The sequence below is a fragment of the Streptomyces sp. CMB-StM0423 genome, assembly GCF_002847285.1.
In the GTDB taxonomy this organism is placed as follows: Bacteria; Actinomycetota; Actinomycetes; order Streptomycetales; family Streptomycetaceae; genus Streptomyces.
The window spans coordinates 2,065,472-2,087,747 of the sequence record NZ_CP025407.1 but is presented as its reverse complement, the minus strand read 5'-3'; the positions used below and the strand labels follow the sequence as shown (position 1 = coordinate 2,087,747).

The following is a 22,276-nucleotide window of genomic DNA, read 5'->3' as shown; positions in this document are numbered from 1 at the left end:
CCCTCTTACGAGCCCCGCGGACCCCCTCTTACGACCCCTTGTGGCCCCCGCCGCGCCCGGTTCGCCGGCGACCTTCGGGCCGGCACCGCGCCCGGCCGCGTGACGTGCGATGCTCGGTCGCGTGGAGTCCCCGGAGCACCTGGAGTCGGCAGGCGCGGACGCCGGCGCGCGTACCGGCGCCCGGGTCTTCGTCGGCCGCGCCGCGGAGCTGGGCGCGCTGACGGAGGCGTACGACCGGGCCGCCGCGGGGGAGCCGTGCGCCGTGCTCGTCGGCGGCGAGGCGGGCGTCGGCAAGTCCCGTCTGGTGGAGGAGTTCCTGGCGCGCGCCGAGGCCGCGGGCGCCGTCACCGCCGTCGGCAACTGCATCGAGTCCGGCGCCGACGGCCTCCCCTTCGCGCCCTTCTCCACCGCGCTGCGCGCCCTGCGCCGCCGCCTCGGCGACCGGCTGGACGAGGCCGTCGCCGGGCAGCAGGGCGAGCTGGCCCGGCTGCTGCCCGAGCTGGGGCCGATCCCCGGCCTGCCGGCGGCCGCCCAGGGCGAGGCCGGGCGGGCGCGGCTGTACGAGCTGGCCGCCCGGATGCTGGAGAAGCTGGCCGGCGAGCGGGTGCTCGTGCTGGTCGTCGAGGACCTGCACTGGGCCGACAACTCCACCCGCGAACTCCTCGGCTACCTGCTGCGCTCCGTCCAGGCAGCCCGGCTGCTCGTCGTCGCCACCTACCGCTCCGACGACCTGCACCGCCGCCACCCGCTGCGCCCCGGCCTCGCCGAGCTGGACCGGCTGCGCGGCGTCCGCCGCTTCGAGCTGGCCCGCTTCAGCCGCGACGAGGTGCGCAGCCAGCTCGCCGGGCTGCGCGGCGGCGAGCCGCCGGAGGACCTGGTGGCGGAGGTCTACGGGCGCTCGGACGGCAACGCGTTCTTCGTCGAGGAGCTGGCCGCGGGCATCGGCACCGGTACGCGCGGCGCGGTCGCCGGGCGCCCCGCGGGCGGGATCGGCGAGTCGCTGCGCGACCTGCTGCTCGTACGGGCCGAGGCGCTGCCGGATCCCGCCCGCCGGATCGTCGCGCTGGCCGCGGTCGGCGGCGACCGCGTCGACACCGCGCTGCTCGCCGCCGTCTCCGGGCTCGGCGAGGACGCCCTGTTCGACGCGCTGCGCACCGCCATCGGCGCCGGGGTGCTGCTCCCCGCGGACGAGCGGGTCGACGCGTACCGCTTCCGGCACGCCCTCATGCGCGAGGCCGTCTCCGACGACCTGCTGCCCGGCGAACGCGCCCGCCTCAGCCGCCGCTTCGCCGAGGCGCTGGAGGCCGACCCCGCCCTCGTACCGGCCGACGAGCGCCCCGCGCGGCTGGCCGGCTACTGGTACCTCGCCGGCGACCCCGCCCGCGCCCTGCCCGCCGTCCTCGCCGCCGCCGCGGACGCCCGCGCCCGGCACGCCTTCGCCGACCAGCTCGCCCTGCTGGAGCGGGCCGTCGCACTGTGGGACGAGGCGCCGCCCGGGTCCCGTACCGTGCCGGACTCCGGCGGCGCCTACCCGCGGGCGGGGGAGCCCGAGTTCGCCGACCTGCTGGCCGAGACGGTGTTCGCGGCCCGGCTGGCGTCCGCGTTCGGCCGGGCCCTCACGCTCGGCGACCGGGCGCTGCGGCTGCTCGGCACCCGTGCGCCGCTGCGCGCCGCGTGGTTCCGCGTCGAGCGCGCCCGCTGCATCCAGGGCCTCGGCCGCGGCGACGGCTGGGCGGACCTGGACCGGGCGCAGGAGCTGGTCCGCGGCCTGCCGCCGTCGCCGGTGCACGCGCAGGTGCTCGCCGAGGTCGCCAACTGGCAGGCGATGCACACCCCCGGCGGCGGCGCGATCGAGGCCGCGGAGCGCGCCGTGCAGCTCGCCCGGCTGGTCGGCGCCGAGGAGACCGAGCTGACCGTGCGCATCCCGCGGGCCTGGATGATGGTCGACTCCGGCGATGTCGAGGGCGGCATCGCGGAGTTCCACGCGGTACGGGAACGGGCGGTGGCCGACGGCCTCATGGTGGCCGCGGCCCGGGCGTACGCGAACCTGCCCTCGGCCCTCGAAGGCGTCGGCAGGTCCGCGGAGTCGGTGGCCGCGGCCGACGAGGCGGTCGAGATGCTGGCCGACTCCGGGCTGGCCACCTTCCTCTCGCTCAGCCACGGCAACCGCGCCAACGCGCTGCTGTCGCTGGGCCGCTGGGCCGAGGCCGGGGAGGCCATGGACGCGCAGTTCCGCACCGCGCGCAGCACGCAGTTGCGCGGCAGCGCGCTGCTCGACCGGGCGCTGCTGGCGCTGCTGCGCGGGGACCACGCCGCCGTGCACGGCGAACTCGCCGCGGCCCGGGACGAGTTCGGCAACGACCGGCAGCCGCAGTACGAGCTGCCGCGGGCCGAGATGACGATCCGCCTCGCCGCCGCCCAGGGCCGGGTCGCCGAGGTGCGCGCCGCGTTCGGGCAGGCCGTCGGCGACGGCCTGCGGCTGGGCATGCAGCGTTACGCCTGGCCGCTGCTGTACGCCACGGCCGCCGCCGAGGCCCGGCTGCGCGGCCTGCCCGCGGCCGAGACCGGGCGGCCCGCGGCGCTGGCCGCGATCCGCGCGGCGATGCGCAACCTGCCGCGGTTCGCGCCGCCATGGGAGGCGCAGGGGCTGATGACGGAGGCGGAGCTGTGCGCGGCCGAGGGCCGCGACGCGACGGCGCGCTGGGCGGCGGCCGAGGCGGCGTGGGCGGACCTGGAGTGGCCGTTCGAGCAGGCCGTGACCCGCTACCGCTGGGCGGAGTCGGCGCTCGCGAGCGGCCAGGCCACGGCCGTCGCCCGGGACGGCGCGGCACGGGCGCTGCGGCTCGCGTACGGCGCGGCGAGGGACCTCGGCGCGGCCGGACTCGTCCGCGACGCGGAGGCCCTGGCGGCCCGCGCCCGGATCGCCCTGACCGCGGCCGCCGCCCCGGCGGAACCGGAGGATCCGGCGGAGTCGCTGGGGCTGACGGCGCGTGAGGCGGACGTGCTGCGGCTGGTGGCGGCGGGGCGGAGCAACAGGCAAATCGCGGAAGAGCTGTTCATCTCGCCGAAGACGGCGAGCGTGCACGTGTCCCACATCCTGGCGAAGCTGGGGGTGGCGGCGCGGGGCGAGGCGGCGGCGGTGGCGCACCGGCTGCGGCTGTTCGACGGCGGGTGAGTCCCTGCGCCTCAGCCCGCACGCCTGTGTACGCCCCCTGGCGTACGTCTTCTAGCTGACCTCAAGACGCAGGATGCGGTCGTCGCCCTTCTCCGGCGTGCCGCGCAGGTCCGTCTCGTTGGTCATCAGCAGCAGATCGCCGTCCGACGCCCGCTGCACCGTGCGCAGCCGCCCGTACTTGCCGTCGAAGAACGCCTGCGGGTCCGCCGCCGCCTTCGTGCCGTCCAGCGGGATCCGCCACAGCCGCTCGCCGCGCAGGGACGCCATCCAGATCGACCCGTCCGCGAACGCGATGCCGCTCGGCGAGGCGTCCGGGGTGGGCCACTGCACGACGGGGTCGACGAAGCCCTTCCGGTTCTCCTTGCCCTCGACCTCCGGCCAGCCGTAGTTCTTCCCCGGCTCGATGAGGTTCAGCTCGTCCCACTTCCGGTCGCCGAACTCCGCCGCCCACAGCCGCTTGTCGTCGTCCCAGGCCAGCCCCTGCACGTTGCGGTGGCCGTACGAGTACACCACCGAGCCCGCCTCCGGGTTGCCGCGCGCCGGCTCGCCCTCGGGCGTCATCCGCAGGATCTTGCCGCCCAGCGAATCCTTGTCCTGCGCCAGGGGCGGGTCGCCGGCTTCGCCGGTGCCCACGTAGAGCATCTTGTCCGGGCCGAACGCGATCCGCCCGCCGTTGTGCCGGCCGCCCTTGGGGATGCCGCGGAAGACGGTGTCCGGCGCGCCCAGCCGGTTGCCCTCGGGCCCGTCCGAGTCGTACGTCATCCGCACGATGCGGTTGTCGCTGTCGGAGGTGAGGTAGGCGTAGAGCATCTCGTCGGCGCCGAGCGCGAGCCCCAGCAGGCCGCCCTCGTTGCCCGGTTCGCGCTGCACGCCGGGCACCTGTCCCGCCTCGGTGACCTTCCCGCCCTCGGCGGCCACGTGGTAGACGGTGCCGGTGTCGCGGGAGGAGACCAGCAGGTCGCCGCCGGGCAGCTCGGCCAGGCCCCACGGGGTCTCCAGGTTCTCGGCGACGGTGCCGACGACCTTCGCGGAGCCCTTGGCCGGCGGCGGCTCGCCCCGGCCGGCGGCGCCGCCGCTGCCGGCGGGCGCTGCGGAGGACTCCGCGGCGGAACCGCCGGAGCCTGCGTCGTCGTCCGACGAGCAGCCGGCGGCGAGCACGAGTGCGGCGGCGGCCACGGCGGTCAGGGCGCGGGCTCTCACGGGACGGTTCTCCTTCGGCGGGCGGCGGCCGGAACGTACCCAGCACATCACAACCGGGCGTACACCGCGCGCCGGTGGTGCGTTCCCGCCCGTACGGACGAGTGCCACGCGTCCGTACGAACCCGCCCGCCCGCTCCCGCACGCACCGGCCGCCCGGCGGCCCCCGGCCCGGAACCCTTCCGTACGCCTACTCCCACGATCCCTGCGCCGGCGGCAGCGCCGCGATCTCCGCCAGGTCCGCCGGCGCCAGCCGCAGCCCCGCCGCCGCGGCGTTCTCCACCGACCACCGCGCCCGCTTCGCGCCCGGCACCGGCACCACGTGCGCCCCCTGCGCCAGCACCCAGGCCAGCGCCGCCTGCGCCGGCGTCGCGCCGTGCCGCTCGGCGACCCGGCGCAGCCCGGCGACCACCGGCTGGTTCGCCGCCATCATCTCGGCGGTGAACCGCGGGTGCCTGGCCCGTATGTCGTCCGGCTCGAAGCCCTGCCCCGGCGTCAGCGTGCCGGTGAGGAACCCGTGCCCCAGCGGCATCGCCGCGAGGAACCCGACCTGGCGCGCCTCGCACCACGGCAGCAGGCTCGCCAGCGCCTCCGGCGACCACACCGACAGCTCCGCCTGCACGCTGCTGACCGGGAACACCTGCTGCACCCGGCCCAGCCGGCGGATCGTCGCGTCGTACATCCCGCCGCCCGCCCGGCGGTCCGCCCGCGCGCCGACCGCGCAGAACCCGAGCGAGCGCACCTTGCCCGCCGCCACCAGCTCCGCCATCGCGCCCCAGGTCTCCTCGACCGGCACCTCGGGGTCCTCGCGGTGCAGTTGGTACAGGTCGATGACGTCGGTCTGCAGCCGGCGCAGCGAGGCGTCGCAGGCGCGTCTGACGTACGACGCACGGCCGTTGGCGACGACGTGCTGCTCGCCGACGAGGAGGCCCACCTTGGTGGAGACGAACGCGTCCGCGCGCCGCTCCTTGAGCACCCTGCCGACCAGCAGTTCGTTGGTGAACGGCCCGTACATGTCGGCGGTGTCGAGGAGGCTCACGCCGGCGTCGAGCGCCGCGCACACGGCCCGTACGGACTCGTCGCCCTGCTGCCGCGACGTGCTGTACGCCCAGCTCATCGGCATGCAGCCGAGGCCGACCGCGCCCACTTCCAGGGCCGCCGCCCCGATCGTCCTGCGCTCCACGCAAGGCACACTAAACCCTGCCGCCGACTCCCGGCCGGCGGCCTCCGGCCTCCGCACGCCCCCCTCGCACCCCGCGCGCCCGTGCCGATCACCTAGCCTCGTGTCCATGAGCGATGGACAGGTGTGGCTGCCGATTCCGCCGGACGAGATCACCGGCCTGCCGCCGGAACTCGACTACGTCCACTGGGACGCCGAGCCCGAGTTCCCCGCGGACCCGGCGGACTGCGTGTTCCTGGTGGCCCCCTACATGCGCCGGATCACCCACGACCCGGTGCCGCGGATGACGGCGCTGCGGGTGCTGCAGACGCTCACCGCCGGCGTCGACGACTTCCTGCCCGTGCTGTCCACGCTGCCGCCGGGGGCCCGGCTGTGCAACGCCCGCGGCGTGCACGAGGCGTCGACCGCGGAGCTGGCGCTGGCGCTCACCCTCGCGTCGCTGCGCGGCATCCCCGACTTCGTACGCCGGCAGGACGCGGAGGAGTGGCGCGGCGGCTTCCACCCGTCGCTCGCCGACAAGACCGTGCTGATCCTCGGCTACGGCGCCATCGGAAGCGCGGTGGAAGACCGGCTTGCGGGCTTTGAGTGCGAGCGGGTCATACGCATCGCGCGCTCCCAGCGCACCACACCACGCGGTCCTGTGCACGCCCTCGACGGCGTACGGGAGTTGCTGCCCGCCGCCGACGTGGTGATCGTGACGACCCCGCTGACCGACGCCACCCGCGGCCTGGTCGACGCCGGGTTCCTGGCCCGGATGAAGGACGGCGCGCTGCTCGTGAACGTCGCCCGCGGCGCCGTCGTCGACACGAAGGCCCTGCTGGACGAGGTGGGACCGGGCCGACTGCGGGCAGCGCTCGACGTGACGGACCCCGAGCCGCTGCCGCCGGGACACCCGCTGTGGCACGCGCCCGGGGTGCTGATCAGCCCGCACACCGGGGGGCCGACGTCCGCCTTCCGGCCGCGTGCGGAGAGGCTGCTGCGTGCCCAGTTGCGGCGGTTCGCCGCCGGTGAACCGGTGGAGCACGTGGTCGCCGTTGCCTGATGGACAACCGCTTGGACACTCTACGTAGTTGAGGCGCAACTCTCGGTTTTAGTTACGCTCCGTAGAGGAAGTATGTCCCTGCGTGACGAACCTGGTGTATCGTCCGCAGCGGGGATTGCTCCCGACGTCAACGTGGCCGGCCCGCTGCCGGCGGCGCAACCGATATCGAGGGGGGCGATGGGCACATGCACGGCAAGTGGGAATCCTTTCCGGAACGCGGGCAGCGTGGTAGTCCCGCGCGCCTCCCGGCCTTGAGAGCCGGCGTCGCGGCGCGGCCGCGGACGGAGCCGGCTCCCGGCAGCCGGGGGGCGCGGTGACCGCGTCGATCGGGGCGGTGGTGCCCAGGCCGCCGTTGCCCGCGGGGGTCGTACCCCAGTTGGTCCTCGCGGTGCTCTGCGCGGGGTATGCCACCGGTGCCGCTCTGGGCTGGGGCTCTTCCCGAGTCGCCCTGATCATGGGGGACTTCGGGCTGAGCGCGGCGGCGTTCGCGGCCGCCTTCTCGTGTCTCCACTACGCGCGTATCCGCCAGGGCCGCTTTCGGCCGGCCTGGCTCATGTTCGGTGTCTCGTCCGCCATGGCGGGTATCGGCAACGGCATCTGGGGCTGGTACGAGGTCGTGCTCCAGCGCCCGCTGCCCGAGGCGTCCGTGGCGGACTTCTTCTTCCTGCTCTTCGCGCCGCCGGCGGTCATCGGCCTGCTGGTGCTCGCCCGGCGGCCGGTGAGCAGAGCGGGCTGGATCTGCCTGGGCCTGGACACCTGGCTCATCGGCGGCTCCCTGCTCACCATCTCCTGGACGCTCGCCCTGGCGCACGCCGCGGGGGACGACGAGTCGGTGCCGCGGGTCGCGCTCTCGCTCGCGTACCCGCTGCTGGACATCGTGCTGGTGAGCATGGTGCTGGCGCTGCACTTCCGGCGCACCGCGGCCGGCCGCTCCGCGATCAACACGGCGATCGGCGCGCTGGTGCTCACGGTGCTGTGCGACGCGCTGTTCACCTCGCCGCTGCTCCAGGAGCAGTACCGCTCGGGGCAGTTGCTGGACGCCGGCTGGTTCGCCGGCTCGGTGCTCCTCGCGTACGCCCCCTGGGTCGGCAGGGCCGAGGAGGCGGAGGAGGCAGAGGAGCGCGGCCAGAAGGAGCGCGGCCGCCCCATCGCCGGCCACATCGGCGCGCTCGCGCCGTATCTCGCGGCCGGGGTCTGCACGCTGGGGATCCTGTACAACCTGCTGGACGGCCGCAGCGTCGACCGCGTGGTGCTGATGACCGCCTGCACGGTCGTGCTGGCGCTGGTCGTCCGCCAGGCGATCATGCTGCTGGACAACATCAGCCTCACCCAGGAGCTGGCCCAGAAGGAGAACCACTTCCGCTCGCTCGTGCAGGGTTCGAGCGACGTCATCATGATCGCGGCGCCGTCCGGCGTGCTGCGCTACGTCAGCCCGGCCGCCCAGGGGGTCTACGGCACGGACCCGGAGGAGCTGGTCGGCTGCGAGCTGGCCGGGCTCATCCACCCCGACGACCTGGGCCGGGTGCTGCACGAGGTGCGCCGGTTCCTGTCGGCGCCACCCGGCGGCGCGCGCTCGATCCGCATCGAGTGCCGCTTCCGGGCCGGCCGGGGCCGCCGCGGCGGCCGGGCCGGCGGCGAGGGCGGCTACGGCGAGGACGGCTGGCTGAACGTCGAGTCGACGGTCAACCGGCACCACAACGGCCTGATCTTCAACTCCCGGGACGTCACCGAGCGCGTCCGGCTCCAGGCGCAGTTGCAGCACAGCGCCTCCCACGACGCGCTCACCGACCTGCCGAACCGGGCGCTGTTCACCGAGCGCGTCGGCCATGCCCTCGGCGGCCGGCGGGCCGGGGACGCGAACGCGGCCGTGCTCTTCATCGACCTCGACGGCTTCAAGGCGGTCAACGACACCGTGGGCCACGCCGCCGGCGACGAGCTGCTCATCCAGGCCGGCCGCCGGCTGCAGGAGTCGATCCGCTCCGGGGACTCCGCGGCCCGGCTGGGCGGTGACGAGTTCGCGGTGCTGCTCGTCGGCGGCGCGGCGGGTGAGAACCGGTCGGACGGCGCCGGGCGCGAGCGGCGCACCCGCGAGGTCGCCGACCGGCTGCGGGTGCGGCTCTCCGAGCCGTACACCGCGGGCGGCGTCGAGGTGCGGGTCGCGGCCAGCATCGGCGTGGCCTTCGCCGAGCCCGGCAGCACGCCCGCGGAGCTGATGCGCAACGCCGACCTGGCGATGTACCGCGCCAAGCAGGCGGGCAAGGCGCGCGTCGAGCTGTACGCACCGCAGATGCAGGCCGAGGTGGTACGCCGGATAGAGATGGCGAACCGGCTGCGCTCCGCGCTGGACGACGGGCAGTTCACGCTCGTCCACCAGCCGGTGGTGGAGCTGTCGAGCGGGCGGCTGGCGGCGCTGTCGGCGCAGCCGCGCTGGCGCTCGGCGCAGGGCATCGTGCACACGCCGGCCGAGTTCATGCAGGGCCCGCCGGACACCGGCGGGCGCGGCAGCGGGCAGGACCGGGCCCGTACCGCGGAGCTGGCGCGCTGGTTGCTGGAGGCGACGGTCGAGCAGGCCGCCGAGAGGTACGAGGCGGGCATGGGCATCCCCGTGACCGTACGGATGTCCGCCGCCCGGCTCACCGACCGGAGCATGTCACCGCAACTGGTGGAGGCCCTGCTGGTGCGGCACGGGCTGCCGCCCGGCGCGCTGACCGTCGAGGTCGCCGACAGCGACACCCGGGTCGGCATGGACGAGCTGGAGCGGCGCCTGGTGGCGCTGCGCCGCCTCGGCGTGCGCATCGCGCTCGACGGCTTCGGCAGCGGCCACGCCGCCATCGCCGCGCTGCGCCGGCTGCCGGTGGACGTGCTCAAGCTGGACCGGGGCCTGGTCGACGGCCTGGCCGAGTCGCCCCGGCTGCGCGCCATCGCGGCGGGGATGATCGGCATCGCCGGCGAGCTGGGCCTGGACTCGACGGCCGAGGGAGTCGACCTGCCCGAGCAGGCCGAGGTGCTGCGCGCGCTGGGCTGCCGGCACGCGCAGGGCATGGCCTACTGCGAACCACTGGAGGAGGAGCGGGTACGGGACGCGCTGGCCCTGGGAGCGTTCGCGCTGCCGGAAGAGGACGCTTCGGCCATTGCGCTCACATAGTGAGACCCGGGTTCCACGAACTTGACACCCCCGGCGCGCCGGGGGCAAGGTCGGGTCCATGCGCACCCGAATTCTCGTACTTGGACAGCGCGTCGGCTGAAGCGGATCCCGACTCCCGGACCGCGCCGACGCGCTCCCCTCGCTTGCCATCCGGCACGAGGGGTTTTTTGTTGCTCGAACCCGCTGCTCCACCCCCAACCCTCGCACCAATCGAAGACGAGAAGAGAAACCGATGACCGAGCAGGCTCCCCCGCGGAGTGAGCCCCACCCGCAGCCGCCGCGGGCCCGCAGCGGGGGACAGTCCCGCGTTCCGGGGCACACACCGGCGGACAAGACCGTGACGGGCGCGCAGTCCCTCATCCTCGCGCTTGAGGCCGTAGGCGTGGACACGGTGTTCGGCATTCCGGGCGGGGCCATCCTCCCCGCGTACGACCCGATGATGGACTCCACGAAGGTCCGGCACGTCCTCGTCCGCCACGAGCAGGGCGCGGGGCACGCCGCCACCGGGTACGCGCAGGCCACCGGCAAGGTGGGCGTCTGCATGGCCACCTCGGGACCGGGCGCGACCAACCTCGTCACGCCGATCGCCGACGCGCACATGGACTCCGTGCCGATGGTCGCGATCACCGGCCAGGTGGCGGTCAGGTCGATCGGCACGGACGCCTTCCAGGAGGCGGACATCTGCGGCATCACCATGCCGATCACGAAGCACAACTTCCTGGTCACGGACCCCGCGGACATCCCGCGGGTGATCTCCGAGGCGTTCCACATCGCCGGCACCGGGCGGCCGGGTCCTGTGCTGGTCGACATCGCCAAGGACACGCTGCAGTCGCCCACCGTCTTCTCCTGGCCGCCGCGGCACGAGCTGCCCGGCTACCGCCCGGTCACCAAGCCGCACGCCAAGCAGATCCGCGAGGCCGCCCGGCTCGTCGGCGCCGCCCGGCGCCCCGTGCTGTACGTCGGCGGCGGCGTGCTCAAGGCCCGCGCCACCGCCGAGCTGAAGGTGCTCGCGGAGCTGACCGGCGCCCCGGTCGTCACCACCCTGATGGGCCTCGGCGCCTTCCCCGACACCCACCCGCAGCACCTGGGCATGCCCGGCATGCACGGCACGGTGGCCGCCGTCACCTCGCTGCAGAAGGCCGACCTGATCGTGGCGCTCGGGGCCCGGTTCGACGACCGGGTGACCGGCAGGCTGGACACCTTCGCGCCGCACGCCAAGATCGTGCACGCCGACATCGACCCGGCGGAGATCGGCAAGAACCGCGAGGCGGACGTGCCGATCGTCGGCGACGCCCGCGAGGTCATCGCCGACCTGATCGTGGCGGTGCAGAGCGAGCAGGAGCAGGGCGACCGGCAGGGCACGGGCACCGAGCGCTACGCGGAGTGGTGGCAGCAGCTCGACCGCTGGCGCGAGACGTACCCCCTCGGCTACGACCTGCCCTCCGACGGCACCCTCTCGCCCCAGCAGGTGATCCAGCGCATCGGCGAGCTGGCCCCGGAGGACACGGTCTACACCGCGGGCGTCGGCCAGCACCAGATGTGGGCAGCCCACTACATCGAGTACGACAAGCCCCGCACCTGGCTCAACTCCGGCGGCGCCGGGACCATGGGCTACGCCGTCCCGGCCGCCATGGGCGCCAAGGCCGGCGCGCCGGACGCGACGGTCTGGGCCATCGACGGCGACGGCTGCTTCCAGATGACCAACCAGGAGCTGGTCACCTGCGCGCTGAACGGCATCCCGATCAAGGTCGCGATCATCAACAACGGCGCGCTGGGCATGGTCCGCCAGTGGCAGACCCTCTTCTACAACCGCCGCTACTCCAACACCGTGCTGTCGGGCCCGAACGGCAACGGCGCGGCCGAGGGCGCCGGCGGCGCCGAGGAGCAGGCCCGCCATGCGGCCGGCACCCGCTGCCCTGACTTCGTCAAGCTCGCCGAGGCCATGGGCTGCGTCGGCCTGCGGTGCGAGGACCCCGAGCAGCTCGACGCGGTCATCGAGAAGGCCAACGCCATCAACGACCGCCCCGTCGTCGTGGACTTCATCGTCCACCAGGACGCGATGGTCTGGCCGATGGTCGCGGCCGGCACCTCCAACGACGAGATCATGGCCGCGCGCGACGTCCGCCCGGACTTCGGCGACGGCGAAGACGACTGAGGCCGGGCAGCGAAGAGAGAGACGAAGACATGTCCAAGCACACGCTGTCGGTCCTGGTGGAGAACAAGCCGGGCATCCTGGCCAGGATCTCCGCGATGTTCTTCCGCCGCGGCTTCAACATCGACTCGCTCGCCGTCGGCACCACCGAGCACCCGGACATCTCCCGGATGACGATCGTGGTGAACGTCGAGGACCAGCCCCTGGAGCAGGTCACCAAGCAGCTCAACAAGCTCGTCAACGTGCTGAAGATCGTCGAGCTGGAGCCGGGCGCGGCGGTGCAGCGCGAACTCGTCCTGGTGAAGGTGCGCGCCGACAACGAGACCCGCTCCCAGGTCGTCGAGATCGTCCAGCTCTTCCGCGCCAAGACCGTGGACGTCTCCCCGGAGGCGGTCACGATCGAGGCCACCGGCAGCGGCGAGAAGCTGGAGGCGATGCTGAAGATGCTGGAGCCGTACGGCATCAAGGAGCTGGTCCAGTCCGGCACCATCGCCATCGGCCGCGGCGCCCGCTCCATCACGGACCGTTCCCTCCGCGCTCTCGACCGAAGCGCGTAACGCCTCCGGCACGGGCCGCGGGGCGCCGCCGGCCGGGCACCGCGGCCGGCGGTGCCCGCACCGGCCTGTCCCGCGACCGGCCTGGGGCCGCGGGCCGGCCGCCGGCCCGCCCGCGGCCAGGCCGCAGCCACCGGTCGCCCTGGTCGTGCCGACACCGTTCCTGACAACCGTCGTTAACAACCCCCCAGGACCCCCCGCCGCGCCAGACGTACGGTGGGGCCACCCGCAAGACTCAAGGAGATCGCAACCGTGGCCGAGCTGTTCTACGACGACGACGCCGACCTGTCCATCATCCAGGGCCGCAAGGTCGCGGTCCTCGGCTACGGCAGCCAGGGCCACGCCCACGCGCTGTCGCTGCGCGACTCCGGCGTGGACGTCCGCGTCGGCCTGCACGAGGGCTCCAAGTCCCGGGCGAAGGCCGAGGAGCAGGGCCTGCGGGTCGTCACCGCCGCCGAGGCCGCCGCCGAGGCCGACGTGATCATGATGCTGGTGCCGGACCCGGTGCAGGGCCAGGTCTACGAGGAGTCCGTGAAGGACAACCTCAAGGACGGCGACGCGCTGTTCTTCGGCCACGGCCTCAACATCCGCTACGGCTTCGTCAAGCCCCCCGCCAACGTCGACGTCTGCATGGTCGCCCCGAAGGGCCCGGGCCACCTGGTCCGCCGCCAGTTCGAGGAGGGCCGCGGCGTGCCGTGCATCGCGGCCGTCGAGCAGGACGCCAGCGGCGGCGGCTTCGCGCTGGCCCTGTCGTACGCGAAGGCCATCGGCGGCACCCGCGCCGGCGTCATCAAGACCACCTTCACCGAGGAGACCGAGACCGACCTCTTCGGCGAGCAGGCCGTGCTGTGCGGCGGCACCTCGGCGCTGGTCAAGGCCGGCTTCGAGACCCTGGTCGAGGCGGGCTACCAGCCGGAGATCGCGTACTTCGAGTGCCTGCACGAGCTGAAGCTCATCGTGGACCTCATGTACGAGGGCGGCCTGGAGAAGATGCGCTGGTCGGTCTCCGAGACCGCCGAGTGGGGCGACTACGTCTCCGGCCCGCGGATCATCAACGACAACACCAAGGCCGAGATGAAGAAGATCCTCGGCGAGATCCAGGACGGCTCGTTCGCCAAGGACTGGATGGCCGAGTACCACAACGGTCTGCCGCGCTACAACGAGTACAAGAAGCGCGACGCCGACCACCTGATCGAAACGACCGGCAAGGAGCTGCGGAAGCTCATGAGCTGGGTCGACGACAAGGACTGAGCGGAGCGGGTCGCTCGTTCGGGCGGTGGCGGGGCGCAGCGGCGCCCGGCCACCGCCCGGCGCCACTACACTCTTGGTACATCGCGCGTCAGGCTCACAGCGTCGTGTGTCCTTCAAACGCGGCAGCACGCGTCTGTCCGGCGGACCGGCGCCTGCATCCCTCCACCTGCGGCCGTCGGGACGGCCGTCCCGCACAGGAATCCAGTGAGGACCACGTGAGCACTGCCCCAGCAACCGGCGCCACCCCCGGGAAGCCCGCCGTACTGATCGCCGAGGAGCTCTCGCCGGCCACCGTCGACGCCCTCGGTCCCGACTTCGACATCCGCCACTGCAACGGCGCCGACCGGGCCGAGCTGCTCGCGGCCATCGCCGACGTGGACGCGATCCTGATCCGCAGCGCCACCAAGGTCGACGCGGAGGCCGTGGCCGCCGCGCGCCGGCTGAAGGTCGTCGCCCGCGCCGGCGTCGGCCTCGACAACGTCGACGTACCCGCCGCCACCAAGGCCGGCGTCATGGTCGTCAACGCGCCGACCTCCAACATCGTCACCGCCGCCGAGCTGGCCTGCGGCCTGATCATCGCCAGCGCGCGCAACATCCCGCAGGCCAACGCCGCGCTGAAGGCCGGCGAGTGGAAGCGCTCGAAGTACACCGGCGTCGAGCTGAACGAGAAGGTGCTCGGCGTCGTGGGCCTCGGCCGCATCGGCGTACTGGTCGCGCAGCGCATGGCGGCGTTCGGCATGGGCGTCGTGGCGTACGACCCGTACGTGCAGGCCGCGCGCGCCGCGCAGATGGGCGTCAGGCTCGTCTCGCTGGACGAGCTGCTGGAGACCTCCGACTTCATCACCGTCCACCTGCCGAAGACCCCCGAGACCCTGGGTCTGATCGGCGACGAGGCGCTGCAGAAGGTCAAGCCGTCCGTCCGGATCGTCAACGCCGCCCGCGGCGGCATCGTCGACGAGGAGGCGCTGACCGCCGCGCTGAAGGAAGGCCGGGTCGCGGGCGCGGGCCTCGACGTCTACGCCACCGAGCCCTGTACGGACTCGCCGCTGTTCCAGTTCGACAGCGTCGTCGCCACCCCGCACCTCGGCGCCTCCACCGGCGAGGCGCAGGAGAAGGCGGGCATCTCCGTGGCCCGCTCGGTGCGGCTCGCGCTGGCCGGCGAGCTGGTGCCGGACGCGGTCAACGTCCAGGGCGGCGTCATCGCCGAGGACGTACGCCCCGGGCTGCCGCTGGCCGAGAAGCTCGGCCGGATCTTCACGGCGCTGGCCGGCGAGGTCGCCGTCCGGCTCGACGTGGAGGTGTGCGGTGAGATCACGCAGCACGACGTGAAGGTGCTGGAGCTGTCCGCGCTCAAGGGCGTCTTCGAGGACATCGTCGCCGAGACCGTGAGCTACGTGAACGCCCCGCTGTTCGCGCAGGAGCGCGGCGTCGAGGTGCGGCTGACCACCAGCTCCGAGTCGAACGCCCACCGCAACGTGGTGACGGTGCGCGGCACGCTCGCCAGCGGCGAGGAGGTGTCGGTCTCCGGCACGCTCTCCGGGCCGAAGCACCAGCAGAAGGTCGTCGCCGTCGGCGAGCACGACGTGGACCTGACGCTCGCCGACCACATGGCGTTCTTCAGCTACGGCGACCGCCCCGGCGTCGTCGGCACCATGGGCCGGATCCTGGGCGAGGCGGGCATCAACATCGCCGGGATGCAGGTGTCCCGGGCCAAGGCGGGCGGCGAGGCGCTGGTCGCGCTGACCGTGGACGACACGATCCCGCCGGCCGTCGTGCAGGAGATCGCCGGTGAGATCGGCGCGGCCTCGGCGCGCGCGGTGAACCTCACCGAGTAGCGGACCGGGGGAGACCCCCGGGGTACGGGCCCGGGCGGGCGGCAGCGATGCCGCCCGCCCGGGCCCGTACGCGTGTCCTGGCCCGGTTTCCGGTCCTCCGGGGCGGCCCGCCGGCGCGATGCGGAGGATCTTCGCGCGATGCCCTCTCACTTCCCCTCAGATGGATGAAATCTCTCCGGTTCCCTTCTACGGTGCGGGTAAGTGGAGATTTTCCCTTCGGTTGAGGAGTGGTCATGCGGACCCCGATGCGCGCGGACGCCCGGCGGAACCGCGAGCTGATCCTGAAGGCGGCCGGCGAGGTCTTCGTGGGCGAGGGCCCCGACGCCCCGCTGGAGGACGTCGCGCGCCGGGCCGGCGTCGGCATCGCCACGCTCTACCGCAACTTCGGCAGCCGCGAGGCGCTGATCCGCGGCGTCGCCGCCGCCACCCTCGCGGAGCTGCGCGGTGCGGCCGAGGAGGCGCTGGCCGGCGGGGAGGAGCCGTTCGAGGCGCTGCGCCGGTTCGCCCATACGGCGCTCGACCTGCGGATCGGCGCCGTGCTCCCCGCGCTCTCCGGCCGGATCCGGATCGACGAGGAGCTGGCGGAGCTGCGCGCGCGGACGCTGCGCCCGGTGCAGGAGCTGATCGTGCGGGCGCAGCAGGCCGGCCAGCTCCGCGACGACGTGGTCTTCGGCGACGTGCCGTTCATGGTCATGCGGCTGACGCTGCTGCTGCCCGGCGGCGGGCTGCCGGAGGACGAGGCGCTGGCCCACCGCCATCTGGAGCTGTATCTCGACGGGCTGCGCCCCGAGGCCGCCCGCGCCCGCGGCACCGGACTGCCCGGTCCCGCGATCACCGCCGCCCGGTTCATCCGGGCCACGGACCGCATCGTCGGCGGGAACGACCGCTAGCGCCCGTACCGCCCGCAATCCCCCCAGCCACCCGAGACCCCGAGCACGCACGAGAAAGGTAATGGCATGGACACTACAAAAAGGGCGACCGGATCGCGGCGCTGGCTCGCCCTCGCCTTCATCGGGCTGGCGCAGCTCATGATCGTCCTGGATGTCACGGTCGTGAACATCGCCCTGCCGTCCGCCCAGGCGGACCTCGACATCTCCGACGGCGACCGGCAATGGGTGATCACCGCGTACACCCTGGCCTTCGGCGGCCTGCTGCTCCTCGGCGGCCGGATCGCCGACTACACCGGCCGCCGCCGGGCCTTCCTGACCGGGCTCGTCGGCTTCGCCGCCGCCTCCGCCCTCGGCGGTGCGGCGCCCGGCTTCGGCGCGCTGCTGGGCGCGCGGGCCGCGCAGGGGGCGTTCGCCGCGCTGCTCGCGCCGGCGGCGCTGTCGCTGCTCACCACGAGCTTCACCGAGCAGCGCGAGCGCGCCCGCGCCTTCGGCATCTTCGGCGCGATCGCCGCCGGCGGCGGCGCGATCGGCCTGGTCGCGGGCGGGGCGCTGACCGAGTATCTGGACTGGCGCTGGTGCCTGTACGTGAACGTGCCCATCGCGGTGCTGGCGGCGGCCGGCTGGTGGGTGCTGCCCGCCGACACCCGCCCGCAGGTGCGGCAGCGGATCGACGTGCCCGGCGCGGTGCTCGCGGTGACCGGCCTGGTCGCCGTCGTCTACGGGTGCAGCGAGGCGGAGTCCGAGGGCTGGGACTCGGCGCTCGTGCTCGGCCTGCTCTTCCTCGGCGTGGCGCTGCTCACCGGCTTCGTGCTGTACGAGCGGAACGCCGCGGCGCCGCTGCTGCCGCTGCGGGTGGTGCTCAGCCGGGCCCGGGGGAGCGCGTTCCTGGGCATCGCGCTGGCCACGGTGGGGATGTTCGCCATGTTCCTCTTCCTCACGTACTACATGCAGGTCGTCATGGGCTACTCCGCCCTGAAGACCGGGGTGGCGTTCCTGCCGCTGACGGCGGGGGTGCTGGCGGGGGCCGGGGGGCTCGCCAGCCGGCTGCTGCCCAGGGTTCCGCCGCGGGCGCTGATCGCCCCCGGGCTGCTGCTCGCCTCGGCCGGCACGGGATGGCTGGCGACGGTGGACGTGGACACGTCGTACGCGGCCGGGGTGCTGCCCGCGGAGCTGATCCTCGGCTTCGGGATGGGGATGGTGATGGCCCCGGCGATCAACTACGCGACCCACGGCGTGCGCGAGGAGGAGGCCGGTGTGGCGTCCGCGACGGTCAACACCGCGCAGCAGATCGGCGGCTCGATCGGCACGGCCCTCCTCAACACCGTGGCGACCAGCACCACCGCCGACTACCTCGCCGAGCGGCTGCCGCAGACGGGTGCGCCGGCGGAGCGGCGGGCGGCGGGCGGGCCGGTGCCGGACGTGGTCAAGGCGGGCCTGGTCGAGGGCTTCAGCTCGGCGTACACGGTGGCGTCGGTGATCCTCGTCGCGGCCGCGGCGATGGTGGCGGTGGTGATGAACACCCCCCGCCCCGCCCCCGCCAAGCCCGGCGCCCCGGCCCCGGCCCCCGCGGTGCACCTGGGCTGACGCCCGCGCCCCGGACCCCCGGCCCGCCACACTCCCGAGGCGGGCCGGGCCCGTCGCGCCTGCGACGGGAGCGAGGCAGGAGGCATGCCGTGTGTGTGCAGGGTGCGGTCAGAGGCGGGCGGACTTGAGGGACATGTGGAGGAGCAGGCGGTCCTCGCCCGCCGCGAGGTCCAGGCCGGTCAGCTCCTCGACGCGGGACAGCCGGTAGTACAGCGTCTGGCGGTGGATGCCCAGCGCCGCGGCGGTGCGGGCGGCCTGGCCCGCGTGGTCGAGGTAGACCTCGGCCGTGCGGGCCAGCGCGGCGTGGGCCGGCTCCAGCAGCCGGCCGACCGCCGGGTCGGCGCCGCCGGGCAGGTCGGTGAGCAGCCGGTACGGGCCGATCTCCGGCCACCGCGCCACCGGGCCCAGCCGCGGTGCGGCCCGCGCCGCCCGGGCGGCGGCCAGCGCCTCGCGCCAGGTGCCGGGCAGCCCGGCGAGGTCCGCCCGGCCGTCGCCGACGCCGGCCACGGCGTCCGGTACGGCGGCCGCCCCCGCCCCGGTGGCGGGCTCTCCGGCGCGGGTACGTGCCCTGCCGCCCTGCGCCCCGCGCCGTACCCCCGCCGGCACCTCGCCCGGTGCACCGCCCCGGGCCCCGCCCGGAGCCCCGCCGCCCGCCGCGTGCAGCAGCCGCTCCGCCGCCGCCACCGCCGGCTCCACCGAGCCCGCGGACGGCAGCAGCACCAGCGCCGCCAGTGCCCGCACCGGTTCCGCCCCGCCGCCCGTCCCGCCGCCCGCGCCGGTCCGTACCCGCGCGCCGGCCGAAGTGCCCGCGTCCTCCCCGTCGCGCCCGCCCGCGCCGGCCACCCGCATCACCGTCGTCGCCGCCGTCCGCGGCAGTCCCGGGCCCGGCGCCGCCGGGTCCGCCGGGCGCCAGGGCAGCACCGCCACCGCCGCCACGGGCCCCGCCGCGCCGCCCGGCAGCGCATCCCGCAGCTCCGCCAGCGCCGCGTCCCGCCCCGCCGCGGGGCCGGCCAGCACGTCGTGCAGCAGCGCCCCCGCCGCCGCGCCCGCCCGGGTCTCCGCCGCCAGCAGCGCCCCGATCCGCGCCGCCGTCCGCATGGCCTGCGCGATCCGCGGATCCTGGGCCCGCCCCGGCCCGCCCAGCTCCACGTCGGCCAGGTGCCCGTCGTCGAGCAGCCAGACGTACCCCTGCACCACCCCGTCGTGCCGCGCCGGCAGACAGATCCGCCCGGTGAGCACCCCGGCCGAGGGGTCCGGCGGGATCCGCAGCGGCCCGGTCGCGCGCGTGATCCCGTACGCCTCGAACCACGCCCGCACCGCCGCCGTCGAGCGCCGGTGCAGGATGGACTTCGTCCGGACCGGGTCCATGAGCGAGGAGACGCCGCCCGACGAGCCGTCGCCGGTGTCGTGAACGCCGAAGGCGATCAGCCCGAAGTCCCGGTCCTCCAGGGTGGCGGGGGCGCCGAGCGCCGCCGAGACCTCGTCCACCAACTGCTGGTAGTCGCCGCGCATGACCGCAGCCTCTCATACATCTGTATGAGAGGGCGCTCTCGGATGCGTGACAGGTGTCGATGGCCCAGGATCGGAGCGATCCTTAGATTTCACGGAGGTGTTACCTGCGCCCCGACCGTGGAGGTGCCCAGTGCTGGGTCCCGTGCTTCTCGCCGCCGCGCGCAGCGACGGAATCCGTCGCGTCGTCTCGGCCGCGCCGGTCAGCCGCCAGGTGGTCGCGCGCTTCGTGGCCGGCGAGGAGCTGGCCGACGCCGTCGCCGCCGTCCGCGACCTGTCCGCCCGCGGTCTTGAGGTCACCCTCGACCACCTCGGCGAGGACGTCACCGACCCCCGCGAGGCGCTGCGCGCCCGGGACGCGTACCTCGGCCTCACCGAGGCGCTGAAGCACGAGGGGCTGGGGCCCCGCGCCGAGATGTCCGTGAAGCTCTCCGCCTTCGGCCAGGCGCTCCCCGGCGGCCACGACCTCGCGCTCGCCCACGTCACTCCGGTGGTCGAAGCCGCGGCCGCGGCCGGCACGACGGTCACCCTCGACATGGAGGACCACGCCACCGTCGACTCCACGCTCGCCATCCTGCGCACCCTGCGTGAGCGCTTCCCGCAGACCGGCGCGGTGCTCCAGGCGTACCTCTTCCGCACCGAGGAGGACTGCCGCGACCTCGCCGGCGAGGGCTCCCGGGTGCGGCTGGTCAAGGGCGCGTACAAGGAGCCCGCCGTCGTCGCCTTCCAGGACAAGCCGGAGGTGGACCGGGCGTACGTGCGCTGCCTGAAGATCCTCATGACCGGCCGCGGCTACCCCATGATCGGCACCCACGACCCCCGGATGATCGCCATCACCCAGGAGCTGGCCCGCCGGCACGGCCGCAAGACCGACGAGTACGAGTTCCAGATGCTCTACGGCATCCGTACCCAGGAGCAGCAGCGGCTGGTGGCCGAGGGCCACCGGATGCGCGTCTACACCCCCTACGGCACCGACTGGTACGGCTACTTCATGCGCAGGCTCGCCGAGCGCCCGGCGAACACGGCCTTCTTCCTGCGCGCCCTGGCCGGCCGCCGCTGACGACCCCCGCGAGCCCCCCGAAAGACTCCGCACCTCGAAGGAGAACGGCAACCATGGACGCTGTGACCCAGGTCCCCGCCCCGTACAACGAGCCGGTGCACACCTACGCTCCCGGCACGCCGGAGCGTACGCGGCTGGAGGCCAGGCTCAAGGAACTGGCCGAGAGCCCCATGGAGCTGCCGATGACCATCGGCGGCGTACACCGCATGGGCGGCGGCGCGCGCGTCGACGTCGTGCAGCCGCACAACCACAAGGCCGTCCTCGGCACGTACGGCACCGCCACCCGCGCCGACGCGCAGGACGCGATCGACGCCGCCCTGGCCGCCGCGCCGGGCTGGCGCGCGCTGTCCTTCGACGACCGTGCCGCGATCCTGCTCAAGGCCGCCGACCTGCTCGCGGGGCCGTGGCGCGAGACGATCGCCGCGTCCACCATGCTGGGCCAGTCGAAGACCGCGCAGCAGGCGGAGATCGACGCGCCCTGCGAGCTGGTCGACTTCTGGCGCTTCAACGTCCACTTCGCCCGCCAGATCATGGACGAGCAGCCGCCGGTCCAGCCGCCCGGGGTGTGGAACCGGCTCGACCACCGCCCGCTGGAGGGCTTCGTCTACGCGATCACGCCCTTCAACTTCACCGCGATCGCCGGCAACCTGCCGACCGCGCCCGCCCTCATGGGCAACGTCGTGGTCTGGAAGCCCTCGCCGACCCAGACGCACGCCGCGGTGCTGCTCATGCGGCTGCTGGAGGAGGCCGGGATGCCGCCCGGCGTCATCAACCTCCTCACCGGCGACGGCAAGGAGGTCTCCGAGGTCGCGCTGCCGCACCCGGACCTGGCCGGCATCCACTTCACCGGCTCCACCCGCACCTTCCAGCACCTGTGGGGCGAGGTCGGCAGGAACCTGCCGGGCTACAAGGCGTACCCGCGGATCGTCGGCGAGACCGGCGGCAAGGACTTCATCGTCGCCCACCCGACCGCGGACCCGGCGAAGCTGAAGACCGCCATCACCCGCGGCGCCTTCGAGTACCAGGGCCAGAAGTGCTCGGCCGCCTCCCGCGCGTACGTCCCGCGCTCGCTGTGGGACGGCGGGCTGAAGGAGTCGCTGGTCACCGAGACCGAGGGCCTGGCCATGGGCGACGTCACCGACCTGGCGAACTTCGTCGGCGCCGTCATCGACGACCGGGCGTTCGCCAAGAACAAGGCCGCCATCGACCGGGCCAAGGCCGACCCGGCGTGCGAGATCGTCGCGGGCGGCACGTACGACGACACCGTCGGCTACTTCGTCCGCCCCACGGTCATCGTCTGCTCGGACCCGGAGAACGAGGTCTTCACCCAGGAGTACTTCGGCCCGATCATCGCCGTGCACGTGTACGAGGACGACACCTACGACGCCATGCTGGACCAGATGGAGTCCGTCGCCGCGTACGCCCTGACCGGCGCCGTCCTCGCGCAGGACCGCGCCGTCATCGCCGAGGCGACCCGGCGGCTGCGCTTCGCGGCCGGCAACTTCTACGTCAACGACCGGCCCACCGGCTCGATCGTCGGCCAGCAGCCCTTCGGCGGTGCCCGCGCCTCCGGCACCAACGACAAGGCGGGCTCGAAGTTCAACCTGCTGCGCTGGTCCTCGCCACGCGCGATCAAGGAGACGATGGACGCTCCGACGGACTACCGCTACCCCCACATGGGCTGACGCCCCCGGGACCGCCC

14 protein-coding genes are annotated in these 22,276 nt (G+C 74.2%); 11 read left to right on the top strand and 3 right to left on the bottom strand.

Features of this window, described 5'->3' with window-relative positions:
* Positions 1-109 precede the first annotated feature (109 nt).
* Entirely contained in the window at positions 110-3,175 is a 3,066-nt protein-coding gene (locus tag CXR04_RS08700) for a helix-turn-helix transcriptional regulator (protein WP_101421279.1), read from the top strand.
* Between the two features lie 51 nt (positions 3,176-3,226).
* Here the strand turns inward: CXR04_RS08700 and CXR04_RS08695 are convergent, their stop codons facing one another.
* A complete protein-coding gene (locus CXR04_RS08695) occupies positions 3,227-4,375 on the bottom strand; it encodes a PQQ-dependent sugar dehydrogenase (protein WP_101421278.1) in 1,149 nt (382 codons plus the stop codon).
* A gap of 187 nt (positions 4,376-4,562) precedes the next feature.
* Positions 4,563-5,555, bottom strand: coding sequence for an aldo/keto reductase (locus tag CXR04_RS08690; protein WP_101421277.1), 993 nt, complete (start codon positions 5,553-5,555; stop codon positions 4,563-4,565).
* 121 nt (positions 5,556-5,676) lie between these two features.
* On the opposite strand from CXR04_RS08690, the gene CXR04_RS08685 reads away from it, so the two are divergent.
* From CXR04_RS08685 to CXR04_RS08650, 8 genes are all read left to right on the top strand, one after another.
* A complete protein-coding gene (locus CXR04_RS08685; RefSeq protein ID WP_101421276.1) occupies positions 5,677-6,594 on the top strand; it encodes a 2-hydroxyacid dehydrogenase in 918 nt (305 codons plus the stop codon).
* 313 nt (positions 6,595-6,907) lie between these two features.
* Entirely contained in the window at positions 6,908-9,739 is a 2,832-nt protein-coding gene (locus tag CXR04_RS08680; protein WP_101421275.1) for a putative bifunctional diguanylate cyclase/phosphodiesterase, read from the top strand.
* Between the two features lie 232 nt (positions 9,740-9,971).
* Entirely contained in the window at positions 9,972-11,894 is a 1,923-nt protein-coding gene (locus tag CXR04_RS08675; RefSeq protein ID WP_101421274.1) for an acetolactate synthase large subunit, read from the top strand.
* Positions 11,895-11,923: 29 nt separating this feature from the next.
* Positions 11,924-12,448: an acetolactate synthase small subunit gene (gene ilvN / locus CXR04_RS08670; protein WP_027772032.1), complete on the top strand. Its 525-nt coding sequence runs from the start codon at positions 11,924-11,926 to the stop codon at positions 12,446-12,448.
* A gap of 249 nt (positions 12,449-12,697) precedes the next feature.
* Positions 12,698-13,696, top strand: a complete 999-nt coding sequence (gene ilvC, locus CXR04_RS08665) for a ketol-acid reductoisomerase (protein ID WP_101421273.1) — start codon at positions 12,698-12,700, stop codon at positions 13,694-13,696.
* Positions 13,697-13,911: 215 nt separating this feature from the next.
* Complete coding sequence (gene serA / locus CXR04_RS08660; protein ID WP_101421272.1) at positions 13,912-15,531, top strand: phosphoglycerate dehydrogenase; 1,620 nt, start codon at positions 13,912-13,914, stop codon at positions 15,529-15,531.
* A gap of 233 nt (positions 15,532-15,764) precedes the next feature.
* Complete coding sequence (locus CXR04_RS08655) at positions 15,765-16,421, top strand: TetR/AcrR family transcriptional regulator (protein WP_101421271.1); 657 nt, start codon at positions 15,765-15,767, stop codon at positions 16,419-16,421.
* 66 nt (positions 16,422-16,487) lie between these two features.
* Positions 16,488-18,005 carry an MFS transporter gene (locus CXR04_RS08650; RefSeq protein ID WP_101421270.1) on the top strand — a complete coding sequence of 506 codons (1,518 nt, stop codon included), beginning with the start codon at positions 16,488-16,490 and terminating at the stop codon, positions 18,003-18,005.
* Between the two features lie 108 nt (positions 18,006-18,113).
* Here CXR04_RS08650 and CXR04_RS08645 read toward each other — a convergent pair whose 3' ends face one another.
* Positions 18,114-19,517 (bottom strand): PucR family transcriptional regulator, encoded by a 1,404-nt coding sequence (locus CXR04_RS08645; RefSeq protein WP_101421269.1) that lies wholly within the window; start codon positions 19,515-19,517, stop codon positions 18,114-18,116.
* Positions 19,518-19,647: 130 nt separating this feature from the next.
* On the opposite strand from CXR04_RS08645, the gene CXR04_RS08640 reads away from it, so the two are divergent.
* Both CXR04_RS08640 and pruA read left to right on the top strand, forming a co-directional pair.
* Complete coding sequence (locus tag CXR04_RS08640; protein WP_101421268.1) at positions 19,648-20,574, top strand: proline dehydrogenase family protein; 927 nt, start codon at positions 19,648-19,650, stop codon at positions 20,572-20,574.
* 53 nt (positions 20,575-20,627) lie between these two features.
* Positions 20,628-22,259, top strand: a complete 1,632-nt coding sequence (gene pruA, locus CXR04_RS08635; protein WP_101421267.1) for an L-glutamate gamma-semialdehyde dehydrogenase — start codon at positions 20,628-20,630, stop codon at positions 22,257-22,259.
* Positions 22,260-22,276 lie beyond the last annotated feature (17 nt).